This window comes from Tumebacillus flagellatus (assembly GCF_000714935.1).
Classification (GTDB): domain Bacteria; phylum Bacillota; class Bacilli; order Tumebacillales; family Tumebacillaceae; genus Tumebacillus; species Tumebacillus flagellatus.
In genome coordinates this window covers 1-20,892 of sequence record NZ_JMIR01000004.1, presented here as the reverse complement: position 1 = coordinate 20,892, position 20,892 = coordinate 1, and the positions used below count along the sequence as shown (strand labels likewise).

At 58.0% G+C, this 20,892-nt stretch carries 20 protein-coding genes and 1 riboswitch; of the genes, 3 read left to right on the top strand and 17 right to left on the bottom strand.

Annotated elements, in window-relative coordinates; translation table 11 throughout:
- Window positions 1–13 precede the first annotated feature (13 nt).
- The 4 genes from ribB to EL26_RS04100 form a co-directional block, all read right to left on the bottom strand.
- Window positions 14–1,102, bottom strand: a complete 1,089-nt coding sequence (ribB, locus tag EL26_RS04115; RefSeq protein ID WP_052035973.1) for a 3,4-dihydroxy-2-butanone-4-phosphate synthase — start codon at window positions 1,100–1,102, stop codon at window positions 14–16.
- 13 nt (window positions 1,103–1,115) lie between these two features.
- A complete protein-coding gene (locus EL26_RS04110) occupies window positions 1,116–1,784 on the bottom strand; it encodes a riboflavin synthase (protein ID WP_038084865.1) in 669 nt (222 codons plus the stop codon).
- On the bottom strand, window positions 1,785–2,903 hold the full coding sequence (ribD, locus tag EL26_RS04105) for a bifunctional diaminohydroxyphosphoribosylaminopyrimidine deaminase/5-amino-6-(5-phosphoribosylamino)uracil reductase RibD (protein ID WP_052035972.1): 1,119 nt from the start codon (window positions 2,901–2,903) through the stop codon (window positions 1,785–1,787).
- A gap of 128 nt (window positions 2,904–3,031) precedes the next feature.
- Window positions 3,032–3,195: riboswitch (FMN riboswitch) on the bottom strand.
- A 53-nt stretch (window positions 3,196–3,248) separates the two neighbouring features.
- On the bottom strand, window positions 3,249–4,592 hold the full coding sequence (locus EL26_RS04100; RefSeq protein ID WP_038084860.1) for a TrkH family potassium uptake protein: 1,344 nt from the start codon (window positions 4,590–4,592) through the stop codon (window positions 3,249–3,251).
- Between the two features lie 181 nt (window positions 4,593–4,773).
- On the opposite strand from EL26_RS04100, the gene EL26_RS04095 reads away from it, so the two are divergent.
- Both EL26_RS04095 and EL26_RS04090 read left to right on the top strand, forming a co-directional pair.
- Window positions 4,774–6,003, top strand: coding sequence for a D-alanyl-D-alanine carboxypeptidase family protein (locus tag EL26_RS04095; RefSeq protein ID WP_052035971.1), 1,230 nt, complete (start codon window positions 4,774–4,776; stop codon window positions 6,001–6,003).
- 172 nt (window positions 6,004–6,175) lie between these two features.
- Complete coding sequence (locus EL26_RS04090) at window positions 6,176–8,473, top strand: lamin tail domain-containing protein (protein ID WP_038084857.1); 2,298 nt, start codon at window positions 6,176–6,178, stop codon at window positions 8,471–8,473.
- Window positions 8,474–8,814: 341 nt separating this feature from the next.
- Here EL26_RS04090 and lysA read toward each other — a convergent pair whose 3' ends face one another.
- The 12 genes from lysA to EL26_RS04035 form a co-directional block, all read right to left on the bottom strand.
- Window positions 8,815–10,152 (bottom strand): diaminopimelate decarboxylase, encoded by a 1,338-nt coding sequence (gene lysA / locus EL26_RS04085; protein WP_038084853.1) that lies wholly within the window; start codon window positions 10,150–10,152, stop codon window positions 8,815–8,817.
- A gap of 230 nt (window positions 10,153–10,382) precedes the next feature.
- Window positions 10,383–11,888: a spore germination protein gene (locus EL26_RS04080; RefSeq protein WP_052035970.1), complete on the bottom strand. Its 1,506-nt coding sequence runs from the start codon at window positions 11,886–11,888 to the stop codon at window positions 10,383–10,385.
- Window positions 11,869–12,471: a stage V sporulation protein SpoVABEA gene (spoVAEA, locus tag EL26_RS04075; protein WP_038084851.1), complete on the bottom strand. Its 603-nt coding sequence runs from the start codon at window positions 12,469–12,471 to the stop codon at window positions 11,869–11,871. The genes EL26_RS04080 and spoVAEA overlap by 20 nt, the downstream gene beginning before the upstream one ends.
- 34 nt (window positions 12,472–12,505) lie before the next feature.
- Window positions 12,506–12,856 carry a stage V sporulation protein AE gene (gene spoVAE / locus EL26_RS04070; protein WP_038085112.1) on the bottom strand — a complete coding sequence of 117 codons (351 nt, stop codon included), beginning with the start codon at window positions 12,854–12,856 and terminating at the stop codon, window positions 12,506–12,508.
- 8 nt (window positions 12,857–12,864) lie between these two features.
- Window positions 12,865–13,881, bottom strand: coding sequence for a stage V sporulation protein AD (spoVAD, locus tag EL26_RS04065; RefSeq protein ID WP_038084848.1), 1,017 nt, complete (start codon window positions 13,879–13,881; stop codon window positions 12,865–12,867).
- A gap of 28 nt (window positions 13,882–13,909) precedes the next feature.
- Window positions 13,910–14,353 (bottom strand): stage V sporulation protein AC, encoded by a 444-nt coding sequence (spoVAC, locus tag EL26_RS04060; protein ID WP_420802051.1) that lies wholly within the window; start codon window positions 14,351–14,353, stop codon window positions 13,910–13,912.
- Window positions 14,354–14,513: 160 nt separating this feature from the next.
- Window positions 14,514–14,666, bottom strand: coding sequence for a hypothetical protein (locus EL26_RS25315; protein WP_161780653.1), 153 nt, complete (start codon window positions 14,664–14,666; stop codon window positions 14,514–14,516).
- A 60-nt stretch (window positions 14,667–14,726) separates the two neighbouring features.
- On the bottom strand, window positions 14,727–15,476 hold the full coding sequence (gene sigF / locus EL26_RS04055; RefSeq protein WP_038084845.1) for an RNA polymerase sporulation sigma factor SigF: 750 nt from the start codon (window positions 15,474–15,476) through the stop codon (window positions 14,727–14,729).
- A 10-nt stretch (window positions 15,477–15,486) separates the two neighbouring features.
- Complete coding sequence (spoIIAB, locus tag EL26_RS04050; RefSeq protein WP_038085108.1) at window positions 15,487–15,927, bottom strand: anti-sigma F factor; 441 nt, start codon at window positions 15,925–15,927, stop codon at window positions 15,487–15,489.
- A 3-nt stretch (window positions 15,928–15,930) separates the two neighbouring features.
- A complete protein-coding gene (gene spoIIAA, locus EL26_RS04045; RefSeq protein ID WP_038084842.1) occupies window positions 15,931–16,281 on the bottom strand; it encodes an anti-sigma F factor antagonist in 351 nt (116 codons plus the stop codon).
- Between the two features lie 221 nt (window positions 16,282–16,502).
- Window positions 16,503–17,063 (bottom strand): TlpA family protein disulfide reductase, encoded by a 561-nt coding sequence (locus EL26_RS04040; RefSeq protein WP_052035969.1) that lies wholly within the window; start codon window positions 17,061–17,063, stop codon window positions 16,503–16,505.
- 127 nt (window positions 17,064–17,190) lie between these two features.
- Window positions 17,191–18,213: a hypothetical protein gene (locus tag EL26_RS04035; protein WP_038084839.1), complete on the bottom strand. Its 1,023-nt coding sequence runs from the start codon at window positions 18,211–18,213 to the stop codon at window positions 17,191–17,193.
- Between the two features lie 259 nt (window positions 18,214–18,472).
- Here EL26_RS04035 and EL26_RS04030 point away from each other — a divergent pair, with 259 nt between their 5' ends.
- On the top strand, window positions 18,473–19,765 hold the full coding sequence (locus EL26_RS04030) for a tetratricopeptide repeat protein (RefSeq protein ID WP_081856962.1): 1,293 nt from the start codon (window positions 18,473–18,475) through the stop codon (window positions 19,763–19,765).
- A gap of 100 nt (window positions 19,766–19,865) precedes the next feature.
- On the opposite strand, the gene EL26_RS04025 is transcribed toward EL26_RS04030, so the two are convergent.
- Window positions 19,866–20,690: an endonuclease/exonuclease/phosphatase family protein gene (locus EL26_RS04025; RefSeq protein ID WP_152559171.1), complete on the bottom strand. Its 825-nt coding sequence runs from the start codon at window positions 20,688–20,690 to the stop codon at window positions 19,866–19,868.
- Between the last annotated feature and the right edge of the window lie 202 nt (window positions 20,691–20,892).

Genomic DNA, 20,892 nt, shown 5'->3' with positions numbered 1-20,892 from the left:
CTATGTACCCAATTTAGAGTTGAATCGGCTTCTTGAGCGGCACCGTCTCGACGATTTCCAGACCGTACGCCAAGAGGCCGCCGAACTTGCGCGGGTTGTTGCTGAGCAAACGCATCTTGCTCACGCCCAAGTCGCGCAGAATCTGCGCGCCGATGCCGTAATCGTGCACATCCGGCGTGTCTTGCCCCAGCACAATCGCTGCGAGCGAACGCTCTTGCGGGGTGTTGCGGATGTGCAGGAGCACGCCGCTGCCGTTCTCCGCGATCGCCTGCAGCGCGGCTTGCAACTGACTGCCGCAAAAGCAGGCGTGCGAACCGAAGATGTCGCCCATCGGGCACTCCTTGCGCACGCGCACCAGCGTGGGCGATGCGCGGTCGATCTCGCCCTTGACGAGCGCCAGGTGCTCCTGCCCGTCCAGCAAATTGGTGTAGACGTGCAGGTCGAACACGCCGAAATCGGTTTGAATCTCTGTGCTCGCCGTGCGCTCGACCAATTTCTCGCGGTCCTTGCGGTACTCGATCAGACTCGCGATGGTGATCAACTTCAAGTCAAACTCCTGCGCGATCAGCTGCAAGTCCGGAACGCGCGCCATCGTGCCGTCGGCTTTCAACACTTCACAGATCACGCCGGCAGGACGACTGCCCGCAAGCCGCGCCAGATCGACCGCCGCTTCAGTGTGACCGGGACGGCGGAGCACCCCGCCGTTTTTGGCGACGAGCGGGAAGATGTGGCCGGGCTTCTTGAACGACTTGCCGGAAACGACTCCTTCGTCGATCAGCGCTTGCACGGTCAGGAACCGCTCATGCGCCGAAATGCCGGTGGTCGTGCCCTTGGCATCGACGGAAACGGTGAACGCCGTACCGTGCTGGTCGGTGTTCACTTGCACCATCGGGCGCAAGTCGAGCTCTGCGGCCCGCTCTTCGGTGATCGGCACGCAGACCAACCCGCGACCGTGCGTGATCATGAAATTGATCGTCTGCGCCGTGGTGCGGTCGGCCAAGGCGATGAAGTCGCCCTCGTTCTCGCGGTCTTCGTCATCGACGACGATGATCACTTTGCCCGCCTTCAGATCTTCAATCGCTTCTTCGATGGTGTGGAACATGGAAATTCCCCTCTCATGCGAATCCGTTGTTGCGCAGGAAGTCGAGACTCAAGCGGGACGAGGAACTTTCGCTCTGCGAACCGGCTCCCGGCAGATGCGGCCCCAACAGCCGCTCGACATACTTGCCGATGATGTCCGCTTCTACATTGACGGTGGAGCCGACCCGGCGATGGCGCAGCACGGTGACTTGCCACGTATGCGGAATCACCGAGATGCGAAACGACTCGGCGTCCACGTCCATGACGGTCAGTGAAACGCCGTCAATCGTGATCGAGCCCTTCTCCACGATGTAGCGCAAAACGGCGGGAGGTGCGGAGAAACGCACCACTTTGGCGATGTCGTCGTCGTGAATCGAGACGATGCGGCCGACACCGTCGATATGCCCCGACACGATGTGCCCGCCAAAGCGCCCGCCCATCTGCATCGCCCGCTCCAAATTGACGGGCGAGCCTGCCGACAGTTCGTGCAGCGTGGTGCGGCGCATCGTCTCCGGCACGACATCGACGGTAAAAGACGACCGGTCAAACGCCGTCACCGTCAAGCAGATGCCGTTCACCGCGATCGAGTCGCCGAGCGCCACGCCGTCCACCACTTTGGAAGACTTGATTTTCAAGTGAATCGCCTGGCCGGACGGGCGGATTTCCGCCACCGCGCCGACCTCTTCAACGAGTCCGGTAAACATCTACTGCTCCCCTCCATACACCGGGTAGCCGGTGATGCAGATGTCGTCACCGTAAGTCGTGACGCTGATGTCACGAAGCTGTACCGCTTGCGACATGGTGTCAAAGCCGCTTCCTCCGTAGGGCGTCGGAGCCCCTTCCCCGCCGATCAACTTCGGAGCGACAAACGCCATCACTTTGTCGATCAACCCCGCCTGCAAGAAAGCGCCGTTGACCGTCGCCCCGCCCTCGACGAGCAGATGGGTGATTCCCAAACTGTACAGCTTGTCCAGCACGGCGGCGAGGTCGCGCTGTGCAAACTCCAGAATCTGCACGCCGCGCTCGCGCAGACGGGCGGCTTTCTCCCCGTCGGCCCCTTGCGCGGTGACGATCCACGTCGGGGCCACGCTCGTGTCCAGCACTTTCGCGCTCTCGTCAATCCGCAGGCACGTGTCGAGGAGGATGCGCACGGGATGTTTGCCCCCGCCCTCCGGCAGCCTCGCGGTCAATTCCGGGTCGTCGGCGAGCACCGTGCCGATGCCGACGAGGATGCCGTCGACTTCGTTTCGCAGTCGATGCACGGCCGCGCGCGCGTCCGGCCCGGTGATCCAGCGCGAATCGCCCGTGTGCGCCGCGATCTTGCCGTCGAGCGTCATCGCCGTTTTGACGACGACAAACGGCCGCTTCGTGCGCATGTTGTGCAGAAAGCGCTCGTTGAGCGCAATCGCTTCCGCTTCCAGCAACCCGACTTCGACTTCAATGCCGTGCTCGCGAATCCGGTTGATGCCGTTTCCGGCGACCAACGGATTCGGATCGGTCATCGCGACGACGACGCGTTTGACTTTCGACGAAATGACGAGATCGGCGCACGGCGGCGTCTTGCCGTGATGGCTGCACGGCTCCAGCGTCACGTACAGCGTTGCTCCCTCGGCGTGCTCGCCCGCCATGCGAAACGCGTGCACTTCCGCGTGCGGCTCGCCCGCCCGGAGATGGGCGCCAAAGCCGACGATCCGCCCGTCCTTGACGAGCACGGCGCCGACCATCGGGTTGGGGTTGGTCTGCCCCTGCGCCTGCTTGGCGAGGTCCAGCGCCATCTGCATGTAAAAAGCATCAGTCACGTCGAACGTCCACCCTTCTATCATCAAAAAAAAAGTGAATGAAAAAAAGCCCTGAAATCAGCGTCTCACTGACTTCAGGGCTGTGATTGCGTCGCGCACGAACGAACGGGTGCCCCAAAAAAGGGTATACGTTCCCCGTCTGCCGTCCAAACACATTCCTTCTCCCATCCGGACTGTACCGTCGGTTCTGGAATCGCACCAGATCCTGCACCGCAAGCAGAGCTTGCAGGCTCGCGGACTCGTCTCCTCTTGAAAAAAAGGAGCATCACCGCCGGTTGGGAATTGGCCGAAGCCTCACCACACCCTGAAGGAACTACATGGAGTTCACGTACCAGTATAGCCTGACTTTCCCAATGCGTCCACCCCGCATTACCCGACGTAGAGATTTCCTTCCGGGTATTTGAGGTTCGCTTTATCCGGTTGACGGGCGGCGAGCGCCACCGCGAGGGTCAGCGGGCCGAGACGACCGATGTACATCAACAGGATGATCAACACTTTCCCGGTGTCGCTGAGCGTCGGCGTCAAGTTCGTCGAGAGGCCGACCGTCGCAAACGCCGACGTGGTTTCAAACAGCAACCGCAGGAAGTCGACGTTCTCCGTGACGGTGAGGATCATCGTCGAGAACACGATCAACAGCACCGCCATCACCGAGATCACCAACGCCTTGTAAATGGTCTGCCGAGCGATTTGACGACCGAAGATCACCGTGTTGTCGCGGTTTGAGATCACGTTGATGATGTAGAGCATGATCACAAACGACGTGACCGTTTTGATCCCGCCGCCCGTGGAACCTGGGCTTGCCCCGATGAACATCAAGATGATCGTCCAGAGCAGACCGCCTTGCGTCATCGTCTCGTAGTTGATCGACGCATAACCGGCGGTACGCGCCGTCGCGGAATTGAAGTACGAAGCCAACCACTTGGTGCCTTCGGAGAAATTGCCGATGGTGCCGGGGTTGTTTTTTTCAAACAAATACGTCCCGATCGTGCCGACTACCAGCAAGAACGCGGAGGCGATCAGCACCAACTTGGTGTGCAGCAACGTGCGCTCGCCGCGGAACAGCCGCGGGACATCTGCAAACACGGTGAAGCCCAAGCCGCCCAAGATGATCAGCAGGGAGATGCAGATGCTCACCGTCGGGTCGCCGACATAATCGGAAATCGATTTGAAACCGCCAAACAAGTCAAACCCCGCGTTGCAAAACGCCGAGATCGAATGAAACACACCGTAGTAGATCGCCCGCCCGAGCGGCATCTGAAACGAAAAGCGAATCGCCAAGATGATCGCAAAAAACAACTCAATCCCCATCGTGATCAACACGACGTTGCGGGCCAAGCGAATCAGCCCTTCGAGCGTGGAGACGTTAAACGCCTCTTGGAGCAGCAGGCGCTCTTTTAAACCGATCTTGCGCCCGGTCATGATCGTGATAAACGTGGCGAGGGTCATGAACCCGAGGCCGCCGATCTGAATCAGCGAGATGAGGACGATCTGTCCGAAATGGTTGAAGTACGTCCCGGTGTCCACGACGATCAAGCCCGTCACACAAACCGCGGACGTCGCTTCTTCAAGCGCGTCGAGAAAGCGCAAACTCTCGCCCGTTTGCGACGAGATCGGCAGCGAAAGCAAGATCGCCCCGATCAAAATGGTGACGGCAAAGCCGATGGACAACACCCGTGCAGGGGTGAAGAAACGCCATTTTTTTGTTTTTTGCATCGCCCTACCCCTCCTATGTATCGATAACAGGAAGATTCTACATGGGAATCTCGTCGCTCGCAAGCACTTTCCTGCTAATTACTAACTTTGCACAGAATAAATGGATATACTACAATAAGAGTTGGCTCAACAAAGATACAATCCTACTCAACATGAATCTCAACCGGTGGAGTGTGAGCAAATGAAAAAAGTTTGGTCATGGTGCGGCAGAGCCGGACTGGTTTTCAGTTTGGTTTTCAACATCAGTATGCCCCAAGCGTACGCAAGTGATGAAACGCCGACAGGATTGACCGCCAAGGGCGCTGTCGTCATCGACATGAAATCCGGACAAGTGTTGTTCGATGAACATAAAGACATTCAGGCGTATCCCGCCTCGATCACCAAAGTCATGACCTGCATCCTCGCTTTGGAAAAAGGCAATCTGCAGGACAAAGTGACCACCTCGCAACTCGCCCGCGATCAAGAAGGAAACCGCGTCTATCTCGAAGTCGGCGAACAGGAAACGTTGGAGCAGATGCTCTACGGCCTGATGCTGAATTCCGGCAACGACGCGGCGGTCGCCATTGCCGAACACATCGGCGGCTCCGTCCCCAAATTTGCCGACATGATGAACGCCAAAGCGAAGGAACTCGGGGCGGTGCACACGCACTTCGTCACGCCAAACGGCTTGCACGATGACAACCACTACACCACGCCTTACGATATGGCGCTGATTGCGAATTACGCCATGAAAAATCCAAAGTTTCGTGAAATTGTTTCCACCCAGTACTACGACTGGCACGGTCAATCGTGGGACTCGCGCCTCGTCAACATCAACCCGATGCTGTGGAACTACGACGGCGCAACAGGTGTCAAAACCGGCTTCACCGATCAAGCCGGGCAGACGATGATCGCATCCGCCAAGCGCGGCGACCGCGAACTGATGGCCGTTGAAATGGGCGTGCAGATGAAGCAGACGATCCGCTTGGAAACCACGCAACTGCTCGACTACGGCTTTGATCATTTCAACACGAAACTGCTCGCGCATGCGGGCGATACCCTCGGTTCGTTTCAAGTGAACGGCAGGAGCGTTTCCGCTGTCATCCATCAAGACCTCTACGGCACGACCGCCAAGGATTCCACACAAACTTTGCAGCCGTCCGTTGAATTCGCGCCGCCGCAAACGCCGTTTCCCAAAGGTTCGAAGGTAGGCACCGTCACGTACAAGTTGGGCGACCAAGCGGTCGTTTCCGCCGATCTGTTTTCCGCCGCGGATGTCCTCTCTCCGCTCACACCGACCAGTCAGAGCAAAACACGAACAATCGGCTACATGGGTCTCGGAGCCGCAATCCTGGCGGCGCTTGCGTTCCTGTCATGGGCACGACGCCAGCGAAAAACGACAAAATCGACCACAACATACGAAGGAAGCTAAGGAAGCAAAATTTCGTGCCAATCAGGAAGACCCCCGCACCTGCTGCGAGGGTCTTTTTTCGAATAGCCTAAAAGATTCAGAGTTGCCAAAAAGTCGAACATTAATGTAGAATGATAATATATTATTCGTAATTATTTCACATAAGAGCAAAACTAATTGGGAGGCTACCTACATGTTGACAGCCCGTAACCGCCGCATGACCCGCCGATTGATGACCGCACTGTTGTCGGCAGGATTGATCGCAGGACTTCTGCCGACCGCGCACTCACAGGCGGCGTCTGCCAGCTATCCGCTGATCACCGAAGTCTATGCAGATACGAACGAATCGTACGAGCCGGAAGAGTACATCGCGATTACCAATCCGACCTCGAGCTCGATTTCCATCGCCGGCTGGTACTTGAAAGTCGGCACCTCGACCGCAAAATTGGCGTTCCCGACCGGAACAACGCTCGCAGCGGGACAGACGGTCTATGTCACCAAGCAAGCGACGAACTTCAAAACGGAGATGCTCTTCACCGCCGATTTTGAATACGGCGCGGACACGGACCCCGCCGTTCCACAAATGACGGTCACGGGGTCGGCTCCGGCGCTCGCCAACGCCGGAAGCGCCGTCTACCTCTACAACTCCAACGGCTCCAACGTGGACACGATGGCCTACGGCACCGGCACAGCAACGACCGGTTGGTCGGGAGCCAGCATTCCGACCGTGAGCGAAGGTCAAATCTACGTCCGCGAGAAGGACGAAACCACCGGCCTGTACCCGGAAACCGACACGGCGGTCGACTGGAAACACCTGCGCGTCTACGCTGCGGGTCAATCGCGCTACGGATTGCCGACCTATTCGTTTGCGGGCACCGTCCAGCCGTACTCGTCCCCGGACAACGGCTTCAACACGGTCGTCTCGCTTCTGAACTCCGCCACGACATCGATTGACCTCAACGTCTACGAATTTCAAGCGACCCAGCTGATGGACGCGATGATCAACGCGATCAACCGCGGCGTCAAAGTCCGCGTCTTCCTCGAAGGATCGCCGGTCGGCGGCCTCGTCGACCAAGGCAAATATGTGGCGCAACAGATCGTCGCAGCGGGAGGGCAAGTGCGCTTCATCATCAACGACAAAACGATCGGCGCGTTCAAACGCTATAACTTCGACCATGCCAAGTACGCCATCGTCGACGGCAACCGCGTCCTGGTGCAATCGGAAAACTTCGCCGCTTCCTCGCTGCCGTTCAACACCAACTACGGCAACCGCGGCTGGGGCATCATCTTGAACAACCAAAGCATCGCGTCGTTCTACCAAACGACGTTCAACGGCGACTGGAACGTCAACGCCTTGGATTCGTTCCCCTACACCGCGTCGAGCCCGAAGTGGGGCGCGCCGTCCGCGGGCTTCGTGCCGGACACGTCCACCCCGACTTCAAAGTACAGCGGCAACTTCAAAAACAAACCGATCAACGGCGAGTTTACCGTCACTCCGATCTTCGCGCCGGACACCACGTTCCTGCAAAACGGCTCGATCCTCGGCCTCGCGAAATCGGCGACCAAGAGCCTGCTCGTCGAACAGCTCTACGCGCACAAATTCTGGGGCTCTCCGTCGACCGGCTCCACGACGACAACGCCGGACCTCTACTTGGAAGCGTGCATCGACGCAGCCCGCCGCGGCGTCAAAGTCCGCATCTTGCTGGACTCGGCGTTCCTCGACACCACCGACCCGCGCGACAACACGTACACCGTGCAATACGTCAACAACATCGCCGCCACGGAACACCTCGACCTGCAAGCCAAGCTGATCGACCTGAAAACCCTCGGCTTGGAAAAAGTCCACAACAAAGGCGTGCTCGTCGACTCGCAAAAAACGCTCGTCTCTTCGATCAACTGGTCGGAATCGTCGCCGAAGAACAACCGCGAAACCGGCGTGATCATCGACAACACCGAAGTCAACGCCTACTATGAGCAATTGTTCTGGTACGACTGGACGACCGGCGCGCAAACTTGGAACCCGCAGGAATCCAAAGGCACGGCGAACGTCGTGATCTCCGAAGTCGATTACAACACCAACGGCGCTGACGCCACCAAGGAATACGTCGAGCTCTACAACAAAAACAACGTGTCCGTCGACCTCTCGAACTACAAACTGAGCAACAAGTCCGGCTCCTTCACGATCCCGTCGGGCACCGTGATTCCGGCGCACAGCTTCTTGACGGTCGGCAAAGATTCCGCCGCGTTCTCTTCGTTCAAAGGCTTCGGCCTGGATGTGTCCGGCCTCTCCCTCACGCTGACCAACACCGGCGACGATCTCTATCTGAAAAATCCGGCCGGCACCGCTGTCGACGAAGTGGCGTGGATGAACTACGTGGCAGGCTGGAGCCTCTCGACCGGCACGAACCAAGTGCTGTCGCGCATCAATCCGGCTGTCGACACCGACTCCCCGTCCGACTGGTATGTGACCGCGCCGAACCCGAAACAATAAATCGTTCCGACACACCGCAACGCAAAGAAGAGCACCGGAAATCCCGGTGCTCTTTTTGCGTTCATTTCCCGGGTAATACAAAAGTCCTAGTAACGCCGGGACTTTAGCTTTACTGGAAATAAAAAGCCGAGCAGCTTATACAGCTACCCGACGACGACCGAACATCCCCGAGACCACCGGCCAGAATTGACGAAGGTATCCGAAGAACGTAAACATACGCGGCAAGAACATCAACAGCATCCCCATTGCAATCCCTCCTCTCAGGCTATCGTATGCCTGAGCGGGAGGACTTGCTTTCCGCGCCTGTCCCGAACTCTCCGGTTTGAACGCTGCCCTGTACGTTAGGATTGGCTCAACACTCCGTCTAACAAACGCGCCGGAACCACGTCAAGCGACACGACATCGTCAAAGCTTTCGCGCTTGACGACGACGTCCGCTTGCCCGTTTTGGACAAACACGACCGCCGGACGGGCGATGCGGTTGTAGTTCGACGCCATGCTGTAGTTGTACGCGCCGGTGCAGGAGACGGCGAGGACATCGCCCGCTTTGACGCTCGGGAGTTTCACATCCCAGATCAGCATGTCGCCCGATTCACACGCTTTGCCCGCAATCGAGACCACTTCGGTCTCTTCTTCGCGTGCGCGGTTGGCGAGCATCGCTTCGTAGACAGCTTGGTAGAGCGCCGGACGCGGGTTGTCCGACATCCCGCCGTTGACGGAAACATACTTGCGCACGCCCGGAATGTCCTTGATCGAGCCGATCGTGTAGAGCGTCGTGCCCGCGTTGCCGACGATGGAGCGGCCGGGTTCGATCACGATCTCCGGGTACGGGAGCCCGAGGCGGTCAAACGTGGACTTCACCGCCGTGCCGATCGCTTCGATGTATTGGTGCGCCAGGAGCGGCGCGTCTTCTTCCGTATAGCGGATGCCGAACCCGCCGCCGACGTTGAGCACGGAGAGATCGCTTGCGCCCCATTCATGAATCGCCTTGGCGTACAAGTCGCCGACGATTTCCACCGCGTGCTTGAAGCCTTCCGTTTCAAAAATCTGCGAACCGATGTGCGAGTGCAGACCGATCAGGCGAACGCCCTTGGTTTTCAGCGACTCTTGGATGGCGCGTTGCGCCGAACCGTTTTGCAGATCGAAACCGAACTTCGAGTCGATTTGACCGGTCGAGATGTATTCGTGCGTGTGCACTTCCACACCCGGCGACAGGCGGAGCAAGATGTCGGCGACGACGCCCTTCTCCGCGGCGAGAGCGCCGAGGAGTTCCAGTTCATGGAAGTTGTCAACGACAAACGCGCCGATGCCGGCGTTGAGCGCTTGTTCAATTTCATCCGGAGTTTTGTTGTTGCCGTGGAAGTGGATGCGCTCCGGCGGGAAATTGGCTTTCAGCGCCGTGTGCAACTCGCCGCCCGACACGACGTCAAGCGCCAGACCCTCTTCCGCGACGATGCGGCACATCGCCAGCGTGCAGAACGCTTTCGACGCGTACGCCACTTCATGGCGCAGGCCGGTCGCTTCCAGCGCCGACTTATACGCGCGCATCGTCTCGCGCATCAGTTGCTCGTCGAACACGTACAGCGGCGTCCCGAACTTGGCTGCCAATTCCGTGGTGTCCACGCCGCCGATTTCGAGATGGCCCTGTTCGTTGATTCGACTGGTTCCGTGCAAGTACATGTCTGTCGTCTCCTCTCGTTCCTTACCGGGTATCAAATCCAAAAGTTATACAAAAAACGGCCGACGATTCTAAAAAAGTCGTCGACCGTTGCAGGTACTTACTGACGTGGTTCACAGCTACATTTTAAGTTACGTCGATTATACAAAGAATCGTTCAACAATGCAATGCAGGATATGCGACACATAAGAAAAAAGTGCCGGATAAGTCCGGCACTTTAGACTCCTTGCGATCAGTTCGGCATCCGGTCGCGATCCTGCGGGTGCACGATGGACGGGCGCGTTTTTTTGTTGCGCATCGGAGCGCGGACGACGATGTCGAGGAACGCTTTGGGGTTAAACGGAACCAGCGGCCACAGGTACGGACGGTTGATCGATTTGGTGGTGAGCAGCAAGATCGCCCAAAACCCGATCGCCACGACCAATCCGATCCAGTCGAAGAGGCCGACCGCGAGGATGAAGAACATCGCCGAGAGCTTGTTGGCCATCGACAATTCATAGCTGGGCGTGGCGAACGTCCCGACGGCCGACACCGCCAGATAGAGGATGACTTCCGGCGAGAACAGCCCGACTTTCACGGCGATGTCCCCGATCAGCACGGCGGCGACCAAGCCCATCGCGGTGGCAAGCGGTGTCGGCGTATGAATCGCCGCCATCCGCATCAAGTCGATCCCCACTTCGGCGAAGATAAACTGCAAGATGATCGGAATCGCTCCGACCGTCTCCGGCCCCAGAAACTCCAATTGCTGCGGCATCCACTCGCGGTGAATCAGCGTGAACAGAATCCACAGCGGAATCAAAAACATCGACGCCAAAATCCCGGCGAAACGAATCCAGCGCACATACATGCCGACAAACGGGTTCTCACGGAATTCTTCGGCGTGCTGCACATGGTGAAACAGCGTCGTCGGCGTGATCATGACCGACGGCGATGTGTCCACATAAACCAGCACATGACCTTCCAAGAGGTGAATCGCCGCCACGTCCGGGCGTTCCGTATAGCGGACGACCGGGTAGGGGTTGAAGCGGTTGCGTTGAATGATAAATTCCTCCACCGTCTTCTCCGACATCGGAATGCCGTCGACTTCGATGTTTTGCAGCCGCTTCTTGATCTCTTTGACAAGCGAAAGGTCGGCGACGTCTTGAAGATACGCCACGCACACGTCCGTTTTGGAGCGTGCGCCGATTTGCATCGACTCCATCCGCAAGCGCGGGTCGCGGATGCGGCGGCGGGTCAGCACGCAGTTTTGCACCATCGTCTCCACGAATCCGTCGCGCGAGCCGCGCACGACGCGCTCCAGTTCCGGCTCGCTGGGCGAACGGCCCGGATAGCTGCGCGCGTCGATCAAGAAGGCGGCTTCGTACCCGTCGATCAACAGGCAGGATTGACCGGAGAGGATCGACGTGACGATTTTGTTGGTTTTGTCCACTTTTTCCACTTGAATGTGCGGCAGATAGGTCTTGAACAGTTTGTCGTACGTGTCGATCGCCAGTTGTTCGCGCTTGAGCGTCGAGAGGTTGCGCAACAGCTCGTCCAAGATGTCGTCCTTCACAAATCCGTTGACGTAGAGGAGACACATATCGTGTCCCCCGAACGTGACTTCGCGCTTGACCATGTCAAAGCTCTGTCCGATCCCGAGCACCCGTTCGAAGAACTTCAAGTTCTCCGACAAGCGTTTTTCGAGCGGCAACTCTTGATCAGACGGCGGAATTTCCACATCAGTGTGAATCTGCGGCATGCTCATAACCACTCCGTTTCAAGATTTCTAAAAAGGCCGCTTTCGTCACCGGTGCGCCCTTCATAAAATGGTCTTTGCCCTGCATCTTGCCGATGTCGCCGACGCCGACGATGATCGGAATGTCGCACTCGGAGAGCACGTCGACCGTGTCGCCGTAGACGACGCCCTCCCCGTTTTTGACCGGGATTCCGTCTTTGTCCACGCCGTCCTCAATCACCCGCAGGTTCTGGTCGATGGAGAGATCCACATGCACGCCCTCGACAAACGGCGTGTTCGAAGCGACGGCCACAGCTCCCAACACTTCAATTTCCGGGTGTTGGGTCAGGTACTGGATGGCTTGCTCACCGTATCCGAAGTCGCCGTTGCCGTTGTCGTCAAACATCACGACAACCGGATCGTGCTTCGCGTGCTGCACCAGCCGGACGATCTGTTCACCGTCCAAAGGGGTCGGGTTGCCGGAAGAACGCGAGATCACCCGGCAGCCCACTTGCGAAGCTGCCTCTTCCACGGCACGGCGCGCCACTTGGTCGCCGTCTGTCACCACGATTACCTTGCGCTTGCCAGTACCTTGGTTTTGAGCCATGTTATCCATCACTCCTTTGGTCGTTTTGGTAAGATCAACCCTTGGCGCGGAAGATCAGCGCGGCGAAAAACGAGAACACGATCGCCGCCGAGATCCCCGCCGACGTCACTTCAAAAATCCCCGTGATCAAGCCGACGAAGCCGTGCAAACTCGCTTCCGCCATCGCGCCGTGCACGAGCGCGTTGCCAAACGAAGTGATCGGCACCGTCGCGCCCGCTCCGGCAAATTTGATCAACGGTTCATAGAGCCCAAACCCGTCCAGCACCGCACCGGCGCAGACGAGAATCACCATCACGTGCGCGGGGGTGAGTTTGGTCAAGTCCATCAGCAACTGCCCGATCACGCAGATCGCGCCGCCGATGACAAACGCCCAAACAAACGTCATCGAAAGCGTCATCCTTCACTCCCCCTTTCCATCACGACCGCGTGCGCCACGCAGGGAATCGATTCACCCTGTTGCGTGGAGAGCGGCGAAAGCAACGCGCCCGTGGCACAGACGAGGATGCGTTCCAACTCGCCCTGCTGCATCCGGCGCAGCAAGTGCCCGTACGTGACGACGCCGCAGCAAGCGCATCCCGATCCGCCGGAGAACACTTCCGCTTGGTCCGGGTCGAAGATCAGAATCCCGCAGTCTTTGAACTTGTCTCCCAAAAAAATCCCCTGTTCTTCGATCAACTCGGTCGCCAGCGGCAATCCGACGCGCGACAGGTCCCCCGTTACGATCAGATCGTAGTCGTCCGGCGTGCGCCCCGTGTCTCGAAAGTGGCGCACAATCGTGTCGGCGGCAGCGGGCGCCATCGCCGCTCCCATTTCAAACGGCGACTTGATCCCCAAGTCGACCACTTTGCCGATCGTCGCGTGCGTCAGCCGCGGGCCCGGTCCGTTTTTGCCGACGAGAGCGGCGGCACCGCCGGTGACCGTGCATTGTGCGGAGGGCGGTTTTTGCCCGCCGTATTCGGTCGGGTAACGGAATTGACGTTCCGCCGTGGAGTTGTGCGACGCCGTGGCGGCGACGGCGTGGGCGGCAAATCCCGCATCCACGGTCATCGCCGCCAACGCCAAGCCCTCCATCGACGTGGAGCAGGCGCCGAACAGCCCGAGAAACGGCACCGCCATCGTCCGCGCGGCAAAGTTCGCCGAGATGATCTGGTTGAGAAGATCGCCCGCAAACAGCACGTCGACTTGCTCGCGGTTCACGTTCGCTTTGCGCAGCGCGATCTCCACCGCCGATTCGAGGAAGCGGCGCTCGGCTTTTTCCCAAGACTCCTGCCCGAAGTACGGATCTTCGTTGATCTCGTCAAAATCCATCCCCAAAGGTCCCTTGCCCTCCTTGGGCCCGACGATGGTTCCGGTGCCAAGCAAAACTGGTTTGGAATCAAACTGCCAAGTTTGTTGACCAATCAGCGGCATCTCAGCACCTCTCCTCTCTTCCTCTCGCTCATTTTGCAGCCATCTCGAAAATTTGCTTGACCAACCCGACGACGAACGCGGCGACGGTGCCGAACACGATGACGGGACCTGCGATTTTAAACATCTGCCCGCCGATGCCAAGCACGGTGCCTTCGCTGCGGTGTTCGATCGCCGCCGACGCCATCGAGTTCGCAAAACCGGTCACCGGAACGGCCGACCCGGCGCCGGCCCATTGGCCGATGCGGTCATACACGCCCAGCCCCGTCAAGAGCGTTGAAATGAAAATCAAGACGGCAACGGTGGGGTTGCCGGCGTTTTTCTCGTTAAATCCGAAGTAGGCAATGAAAAATTGCTGGATGAACTGCCCGAGTTCGCAAATCAACCCGCCGACCAGAAACGCTCGAATCGCATTGCCGACAACCGGCCGCCTCGGGGTGAGTTCCTTGGCGCGTTTTTGGTATTCCGAACTGATCTGCAAACCTCGTTTCGCTTTGACGCTCACGAGCACCACCCTCTCCTTCACCTTGGATACCTGTAGGTGTAGAATGCCCACTTCCACAAAAAAGACACCGCCCGGCAAAAGTTGCCGGACGGTGTCTCTTTGGTTTTTTCAAGTGGCTGGACCCGGTATGTCAGACGCGCTTGGCGTTGGTGATGCGGTCATACTTGACGGCGACTTGCTCGTACCACCAATAAAACCCGCCGGCACTGCCGGCGAGCAGGCAGAGCGCGACCGTAAGCCAAACGATGCGCGACCTCGCGGGTTTGCGGGTGGAGGGTTCCATACCTGCGTGTCACCTCTCATCAAGGCATTCTACGCGTAGTATGGAACGGATTTGCAGGAGTTAACCCCCCAGTTGGTCGCGAATTTGCTGCATGATCTTCTTCTCCAAGCGCGAGACTTGGACTTGGGAGATGCCGAGCACCTCCGCGACTTCCGCTTGGGTCTTGTCCCGGAAGAAGCGGAGGAAGACGATCAAGCGCTCCCGTTCGGGCAAACGGGCGAGCGCGTCGTGCAGGGCGAGCTTGTCAAACCACTTATTCTGCGCTTCGTCGGAGATCTGGTCCATCAGGTAGATCGGGTCGCCGTCGTTTTCGAACACCGTCTCGTGGATGGAAGCCGGTTGGCGCATCGCTTCTTGCGCAAACACCACTTCCGTCGGCTCCATGCCGAGCGCTTCCGCCACTTCGTTGATGTGCGGCTGGCGGCCGAGCTTCTTGGCGAGCTCGTCCCGCGTGCGGCGCACTTGCCGGGCCGTCTCTTTCAGCGAGCGGGAGATCTTGACGCTGCCATCGTCGCGCAGGAAGCGCTGAATTTCGCCGATGATCATCGGCACGGCGTACGTCGAGAAGCGCACGTCGTAGGAGAGGTCGAATTTGTCGATGGCTTTCATCAACCCGATGCACCCGATCTGAAACAGATCGTCCGGTTCGTAGCCGCGGTTTAAAAAGCGTTGGACGACCGACCAAACCAGACGTTGGTTGCTCAGCACCAGCGATTCACGGGCGGAATCGTCTCCGGCTTGCGATTGGGCGATCAGCTCTTTGACCTGCACATCCGAGAACTTTTGATTTGGAGTCGTTGTTTTCTCCATGAAAGCTCTCCTAGTGCTTGGCCAAGGAGTGATTTTTCAGAGATTTTACCATGCGCACGCGGGTGCCCACCCCGACGCGCGAGATCACTTCAATCTCGTCCATGAAGTTTTCCATGATCGTAAAGCCCATGCCCGAACGCTCCAGTTCCGGCTTGGAGGTGTACAGCGGCTCGCGGGCTTCTTCGACGTCTTCGATGCCGCGGCCTTGGTCTTCAATGATCAACTCGATGTTGCCTTCAATCAAGGAACATTGGATGTAGACCATGCCCTCTTGCTCTTCGTAGCCGTGAATGATGGCGTTGGTGACCGCTTCGGAGACAACGGTCTTGATTTCGGTCAACTCTTCCACCGTCGGGTCGAGTTGCGAAACAAACGCCGCAACGGTGACGCGGGCGAACGATTCGTTTTGCGAACGCGCGGAGAATTTCAGTTCCATCTGGTTGTTCTGCATCACTTACGCCACCCCCGTCTCAGACAATGCCGCCGCTTCTGTGCTGTAGATGCGGAGTATTTTCAGCATCCCGGAAAGTTCGAACAACTTCAAGAGTTGGTCGTTGACGGAGCACAGCGCCATGCGGCCGCCGTTTGCAACCACTCGTTTGTAACGGCCGAGGATCACCCCGAGGCCGGAAGAATCCATAAAGCCGAGACCTTCAAAGTTCATGATCAAGTGCATCGTGCGGTGACGGTCGATCTCGCCCTCCACCTGTTGTCGCACTTGCTCTGCCGTATGGTGATCCAATTCTCCAGACAAACGAACGATCAGCGTATCGCCGCTGACGACCGTCTCGATTTGCAAACTCATTGCGGCTCCCTCCTCAGGAAGTTTTTTCTGTCTTGGTACACAGTTTCTACTTTGTTTTTTGCGGTTCCTCCCCCTCGACAAAACATCTCTCCATTCGAGGAATCTTGCCATTTTCCGCAGAGACAACGGCGAAAAACCCCTCCTGTTCTCACTGAAGTACCAGTGTGACCACAAGGGGTTGCCGATAAACCTGGAGCCTTGAATTTGGTTCGGAATTTGCGTTATTTGAGTTTTTGCAAGTGCTGTTCGAGGAGCTCCTTGGTAAGCGGGCCTTGGATTTTTTCGAGGATCTTGCCGTTCTTGTCGAGGAGAAACGAGGTCGGGATGACCAGAATGCCGTACGCGTCCGCCACCGTGCCCTCCGTGTCCAGCAAATTCGGGTAGGTGACGTGATTTCGCTTCAACAGGTCTTGGGAGACGGTGGCGGCGTCTTGAGACGCGAGGTTGACTCCGACGATTTGCAGGCGGTCGCGCAGCGCCGTAGATGCGGCCGCCAAATCGGGCAGTTCTTGGCGGCACGGGCCGCACCAAGACGCCCAAAAGTTTACGAGCACGGGTTTGCCCCGGTACTCGCTCAAGTCGTGGCGTTTGCCTTCATAATCGAGCAGCGAAAAATTCGGGGAGATCATCCCGGCCACGGCGGTCACCGGTTCGGCTTGGGAGTCCGCGTTCGCTTTCGGAATCAGCACGCCTTGCGAAGCGGTCGTTCCGCATCCGGCCGCCCCGAACGCAAGCAGTGCGGCGAGGGGGAGCGTTGCGAATTTGCGCAGTTTTGGGTGCATCTCAATCCCTCCTATGGGTTCAGCATGCCCCGTTGGAAGAGATTGTACCCAGACCCAATTCTCTACTTTCCTACTATAGAATACTATCTGTTCGTAGAGGGTCTCCCTCGGTCAATCGTCGAGGTGCTCACTCGGTCAGCGCGCGGTGCATGCGCATCTGCACCGGATAAGACACTAACTCGAACCCTCCAACGATAAATCCGTGCCCTTGCGGACTCTCGGCATCTCCCCGCGAGCCCAAGGTGCGCAGGAAATCTTCGACCGGATCGGCGAGGGCGTCGCGCTTGGTCAAGAGCAGCGGCGTGAATTTTCCGCGATAGGAAAGAGCGCTGGCGGCGGCTCCGATCGGCCAAGGCTCCATCGGGACGAGCGTGACGGGAGCTTTGCTTCCCTCCCGTCGTCCCCAGCCGAAACGGGATTTGTGACGGAACTTCGCAAACTTCACCGCCATGTCGTACGGGTCAGCTCCTCCGACCCACGCTTCGAGTTTCGAGCCCAAGTCGCGGATGTCGGAGGACAGTTTGGCGGACAGCCGCGCTTCCGGCGAGGCGACAAACACGCGGGTGCGGGGGCGTTTTTTCAAAAAACGAACGGTGCTCGGGTAAAGCCCCTGTTCCGAAGCGAACAAGATCGGCGCGCCGGTATGAGCCGCGTACCCGCCCGCCACCGTGCCGCCCGCAGACGGATCGGCAGAAACGAGCAACGCGTGGCCGTGGTGTTCGCCCAATTCAAGATCGGCGATTTGCTCAACCGTCTCCCAGAGGTCTTGACCGCTCAGCGGCCACGGCGTGAATCCGAGGTCGGCAAGATCGTGCAGCGTGCGCGCGTGCATCGCGCCGATCACGATCACGTGCCCCGGCAGCCCCTGCCCGCGCGGCGAGAGGCGGATCAACTCACGGGAAACGGAATCTTCCAGGCGATCGTCTTCCGTAAAAAGCAAAGCGGCGTCAAACGGGTGGTGCATCAGCCGCGTGGCGGCGAGCACTTCAGGGTAGTAGTCCGGGCGCGCCAGCAAGACCGCGTTGGGACGGGCTGCCGGATAGACGGTCTGGGTGATCCCGATCGCGCACGAGACCGGGTCCCAGCCTAGAATTCTCGTCGTTGCCGTGGTCGAAGCTTGATACAGGGCCGGGTGGTAACGCTCGGACACATCATCCCCTCCTTTCGTCTCCCGAAAAATTCTCACTCTCTATTCACAATTTATGCGGTCAATTTCCTAGTCTTGACTGGACAGTGAAGAATCCATCTGGTATATTTGTCAGGAAACTCGTATAACCTGTATAATATTTAAAACGTGACTGGCGTTCACGTTTTGATGGGAAACCTATTTCCTTTAGCGGAATGCTGTAGTACAATATAGTCACACGAAAGTTTTACTACCATAACTTACTGGGTGGGAGGGTTACCCAATGACTACATCACTTGGACAGAAAATCAGGGAACTTCGGATTTTGAAGGGTCTCACTCAAAGCGACTTGGGCGCTGGCATGGTTACGCCCAGCATGATCTCGCAAATTGAAGCGGATAAAGCCAATCCTTCTCATAAACTCCTCTGCGCGATCGCGGAAAAGCTGGAGACCTCTGTCGACTACTTCTTGACCGATATGCAAACCAAACTCGAACAGACCAGCACGTACAAGCTGGCCAAAGCGTTTATGGAATCCGGCGAGTACGACCGTGCGATCTCCCTGCTCGAAGAACTGCTGGAGAACCCGGCTCCGCACTTGCAACTGACGAACATCTCGTTTGACCTCGCGAACTGCTACCTGCACGTCGAGCAATTCGAACGCGCGACGGAATTGTTCGAATCGGTGCTCGACGGCTCGATTCGCACTGGCGAACACAACACCGCCGTGCTCGCGCTGAACAAACTCGGCGTCATCCAGTTGCGCAAGGAGAACCTCCTGCTCGCGCAATTCCACTGGAAGAAAGCCTACCAGATCCTCTCCCGCACGGAGAACATCGACGTGTCGACCAAGGCGTTCGTCATCACCAACCTCGGCATGGTCAACTTGAAGCTCGGCGAATACCAAGAAGCGCTCAAGTACTACACGGAGTCGTACCAACTGCTCCAAGGCACGAACTACTTGAAGCTGATCGGCGAAACGTACAACGGCCTCGGCCACGCCAACAAGGAACTGAAAAACTACAAGCGCGCCGTTGAGCACACCCAAGACGCGATTGCGATCTTCAAGTCGCTCAACTATGTCAAAACTTCCTACGACAACAAAGTCAACCTTGCGATCATCAAGGGCGAGGAAGGCAAGACCGAAGAAGCGCTGGCGCTGCTTGACGAGTGCATGGAAGGCTACTCCAAGCACGGGTCTGAAATCGACATCGCCAACGTCCACTCCGAAATCTCCCGCCTCCTGCTCAAAGAAGGTCGCTATGCGGACGCGGAAACGCACGCCAACCAAGCGCTGCAACTGATGGAACCGGGCATGCGCGAGATTGCGTTCATCTACCGCACGCTCGCCGAGATCAAGCTGATGACCGAAGACTTCGACACCGCTGTCGAGGACGCGGAGAAAGCGATCGAGCTGTTCCAAACCAACGACATGATCGGCCAACTCACCAAGACCTACGCCCTGCTCGGCGAGATCTACAAGTCCCGCGGCGACTTCCTCTCCGCAACCGAATCGCTGCAGAAGATGCAGACGATCGTGGAGTCGAACCTGCGCGACCGCATCATGGTGATGTAAGACGAACCTTGTCACAACCTGTTGAAGAAGATCACCCCTGCATTGTATGAGATGCAGGGGTTTTGTTATGCCAATTGACGCGGATGAATCGCGCATTCATTCAAAGCAAGTTCAACTCGCTGACGAGCGGGACATGGTCGGACGCCGGGCTGTTCACCGTGTAAGAGTTCACGGCGGTAAACTGCTTGGACGCCAGCACATAGTCGATCTGCTCGCCGCTGCCGGGGAACGTCTCCAGCGGCGTCTCAGTGGTCGAGGTCAAGAACGCAAGCCAAGGTTTCAACTCCTGCGCCCCCAAAACGGTGTTGAAGTCGCCGAGCACCAGCACGGGGCTCTCCTCCGCTTGCAAGCGCTCCGAGAGCATCGCCACGTCTCGTTTGCGCTCCGGCTGCACGAGGCCGAGGTGCGTGACCAAGACGCGCACCTGCTTGCCTTGCACGTCGAGCGTGGCGAGCGTCGCCGCACGGTCTTCCTTGGCGCTCTTCAACTCGATGCGCTCCGTGCGGAGGATCGGAAAGCGCGAGAGCAGCACGTTGCCGAATTGCGACGGTCCGATGCTGCGCGCCGGTTCGTAGTGCACGTTCATGTGCAGGGCTTTGGCGATCTGCTGCGGCTGGTCTTCAAACCAAGTGCGCGGGCTGTGCCGTTCCACTTCTTGCAGGCCGATGATGTCGGCGTTCGTTTTTTCCAAGGTCTTGATCGTTTCCTCAAGATTCAGATTATTGTCAGCGTCCTTGCCGATGTGGATGTTGTACGTCGCAACGGTGAGGTGTCTCGCCGCTCCCGGTTGGAGCGTGCTGCCTTGGAGATCCTGCTGGGCAAACGACGTCTGTTCCGACGACGGCCAGATCTGGGTCAACAGCAGCGCGGCGAGTGTGCCGAGTGCAAGTGTCAGCGTCTTCTGCTTCATGTGTAACGGTTTCATGGCGGTCACCTCAAAAACTCCCTCTACTTCTGTACAACTAGTATACAATAGATCAACTTTTCTGACAAATGAAGATGTTGACAGTAAAAAGCACGCTGTCGGGTCCGAAGACAGACAGCGTGCTTTTCAAGTAAAAGATTTGGAGCGGAAGACGGGATTCGAACCCGCGACCCTCGCCTTGGCAAGGCGATGCTCTACCCCT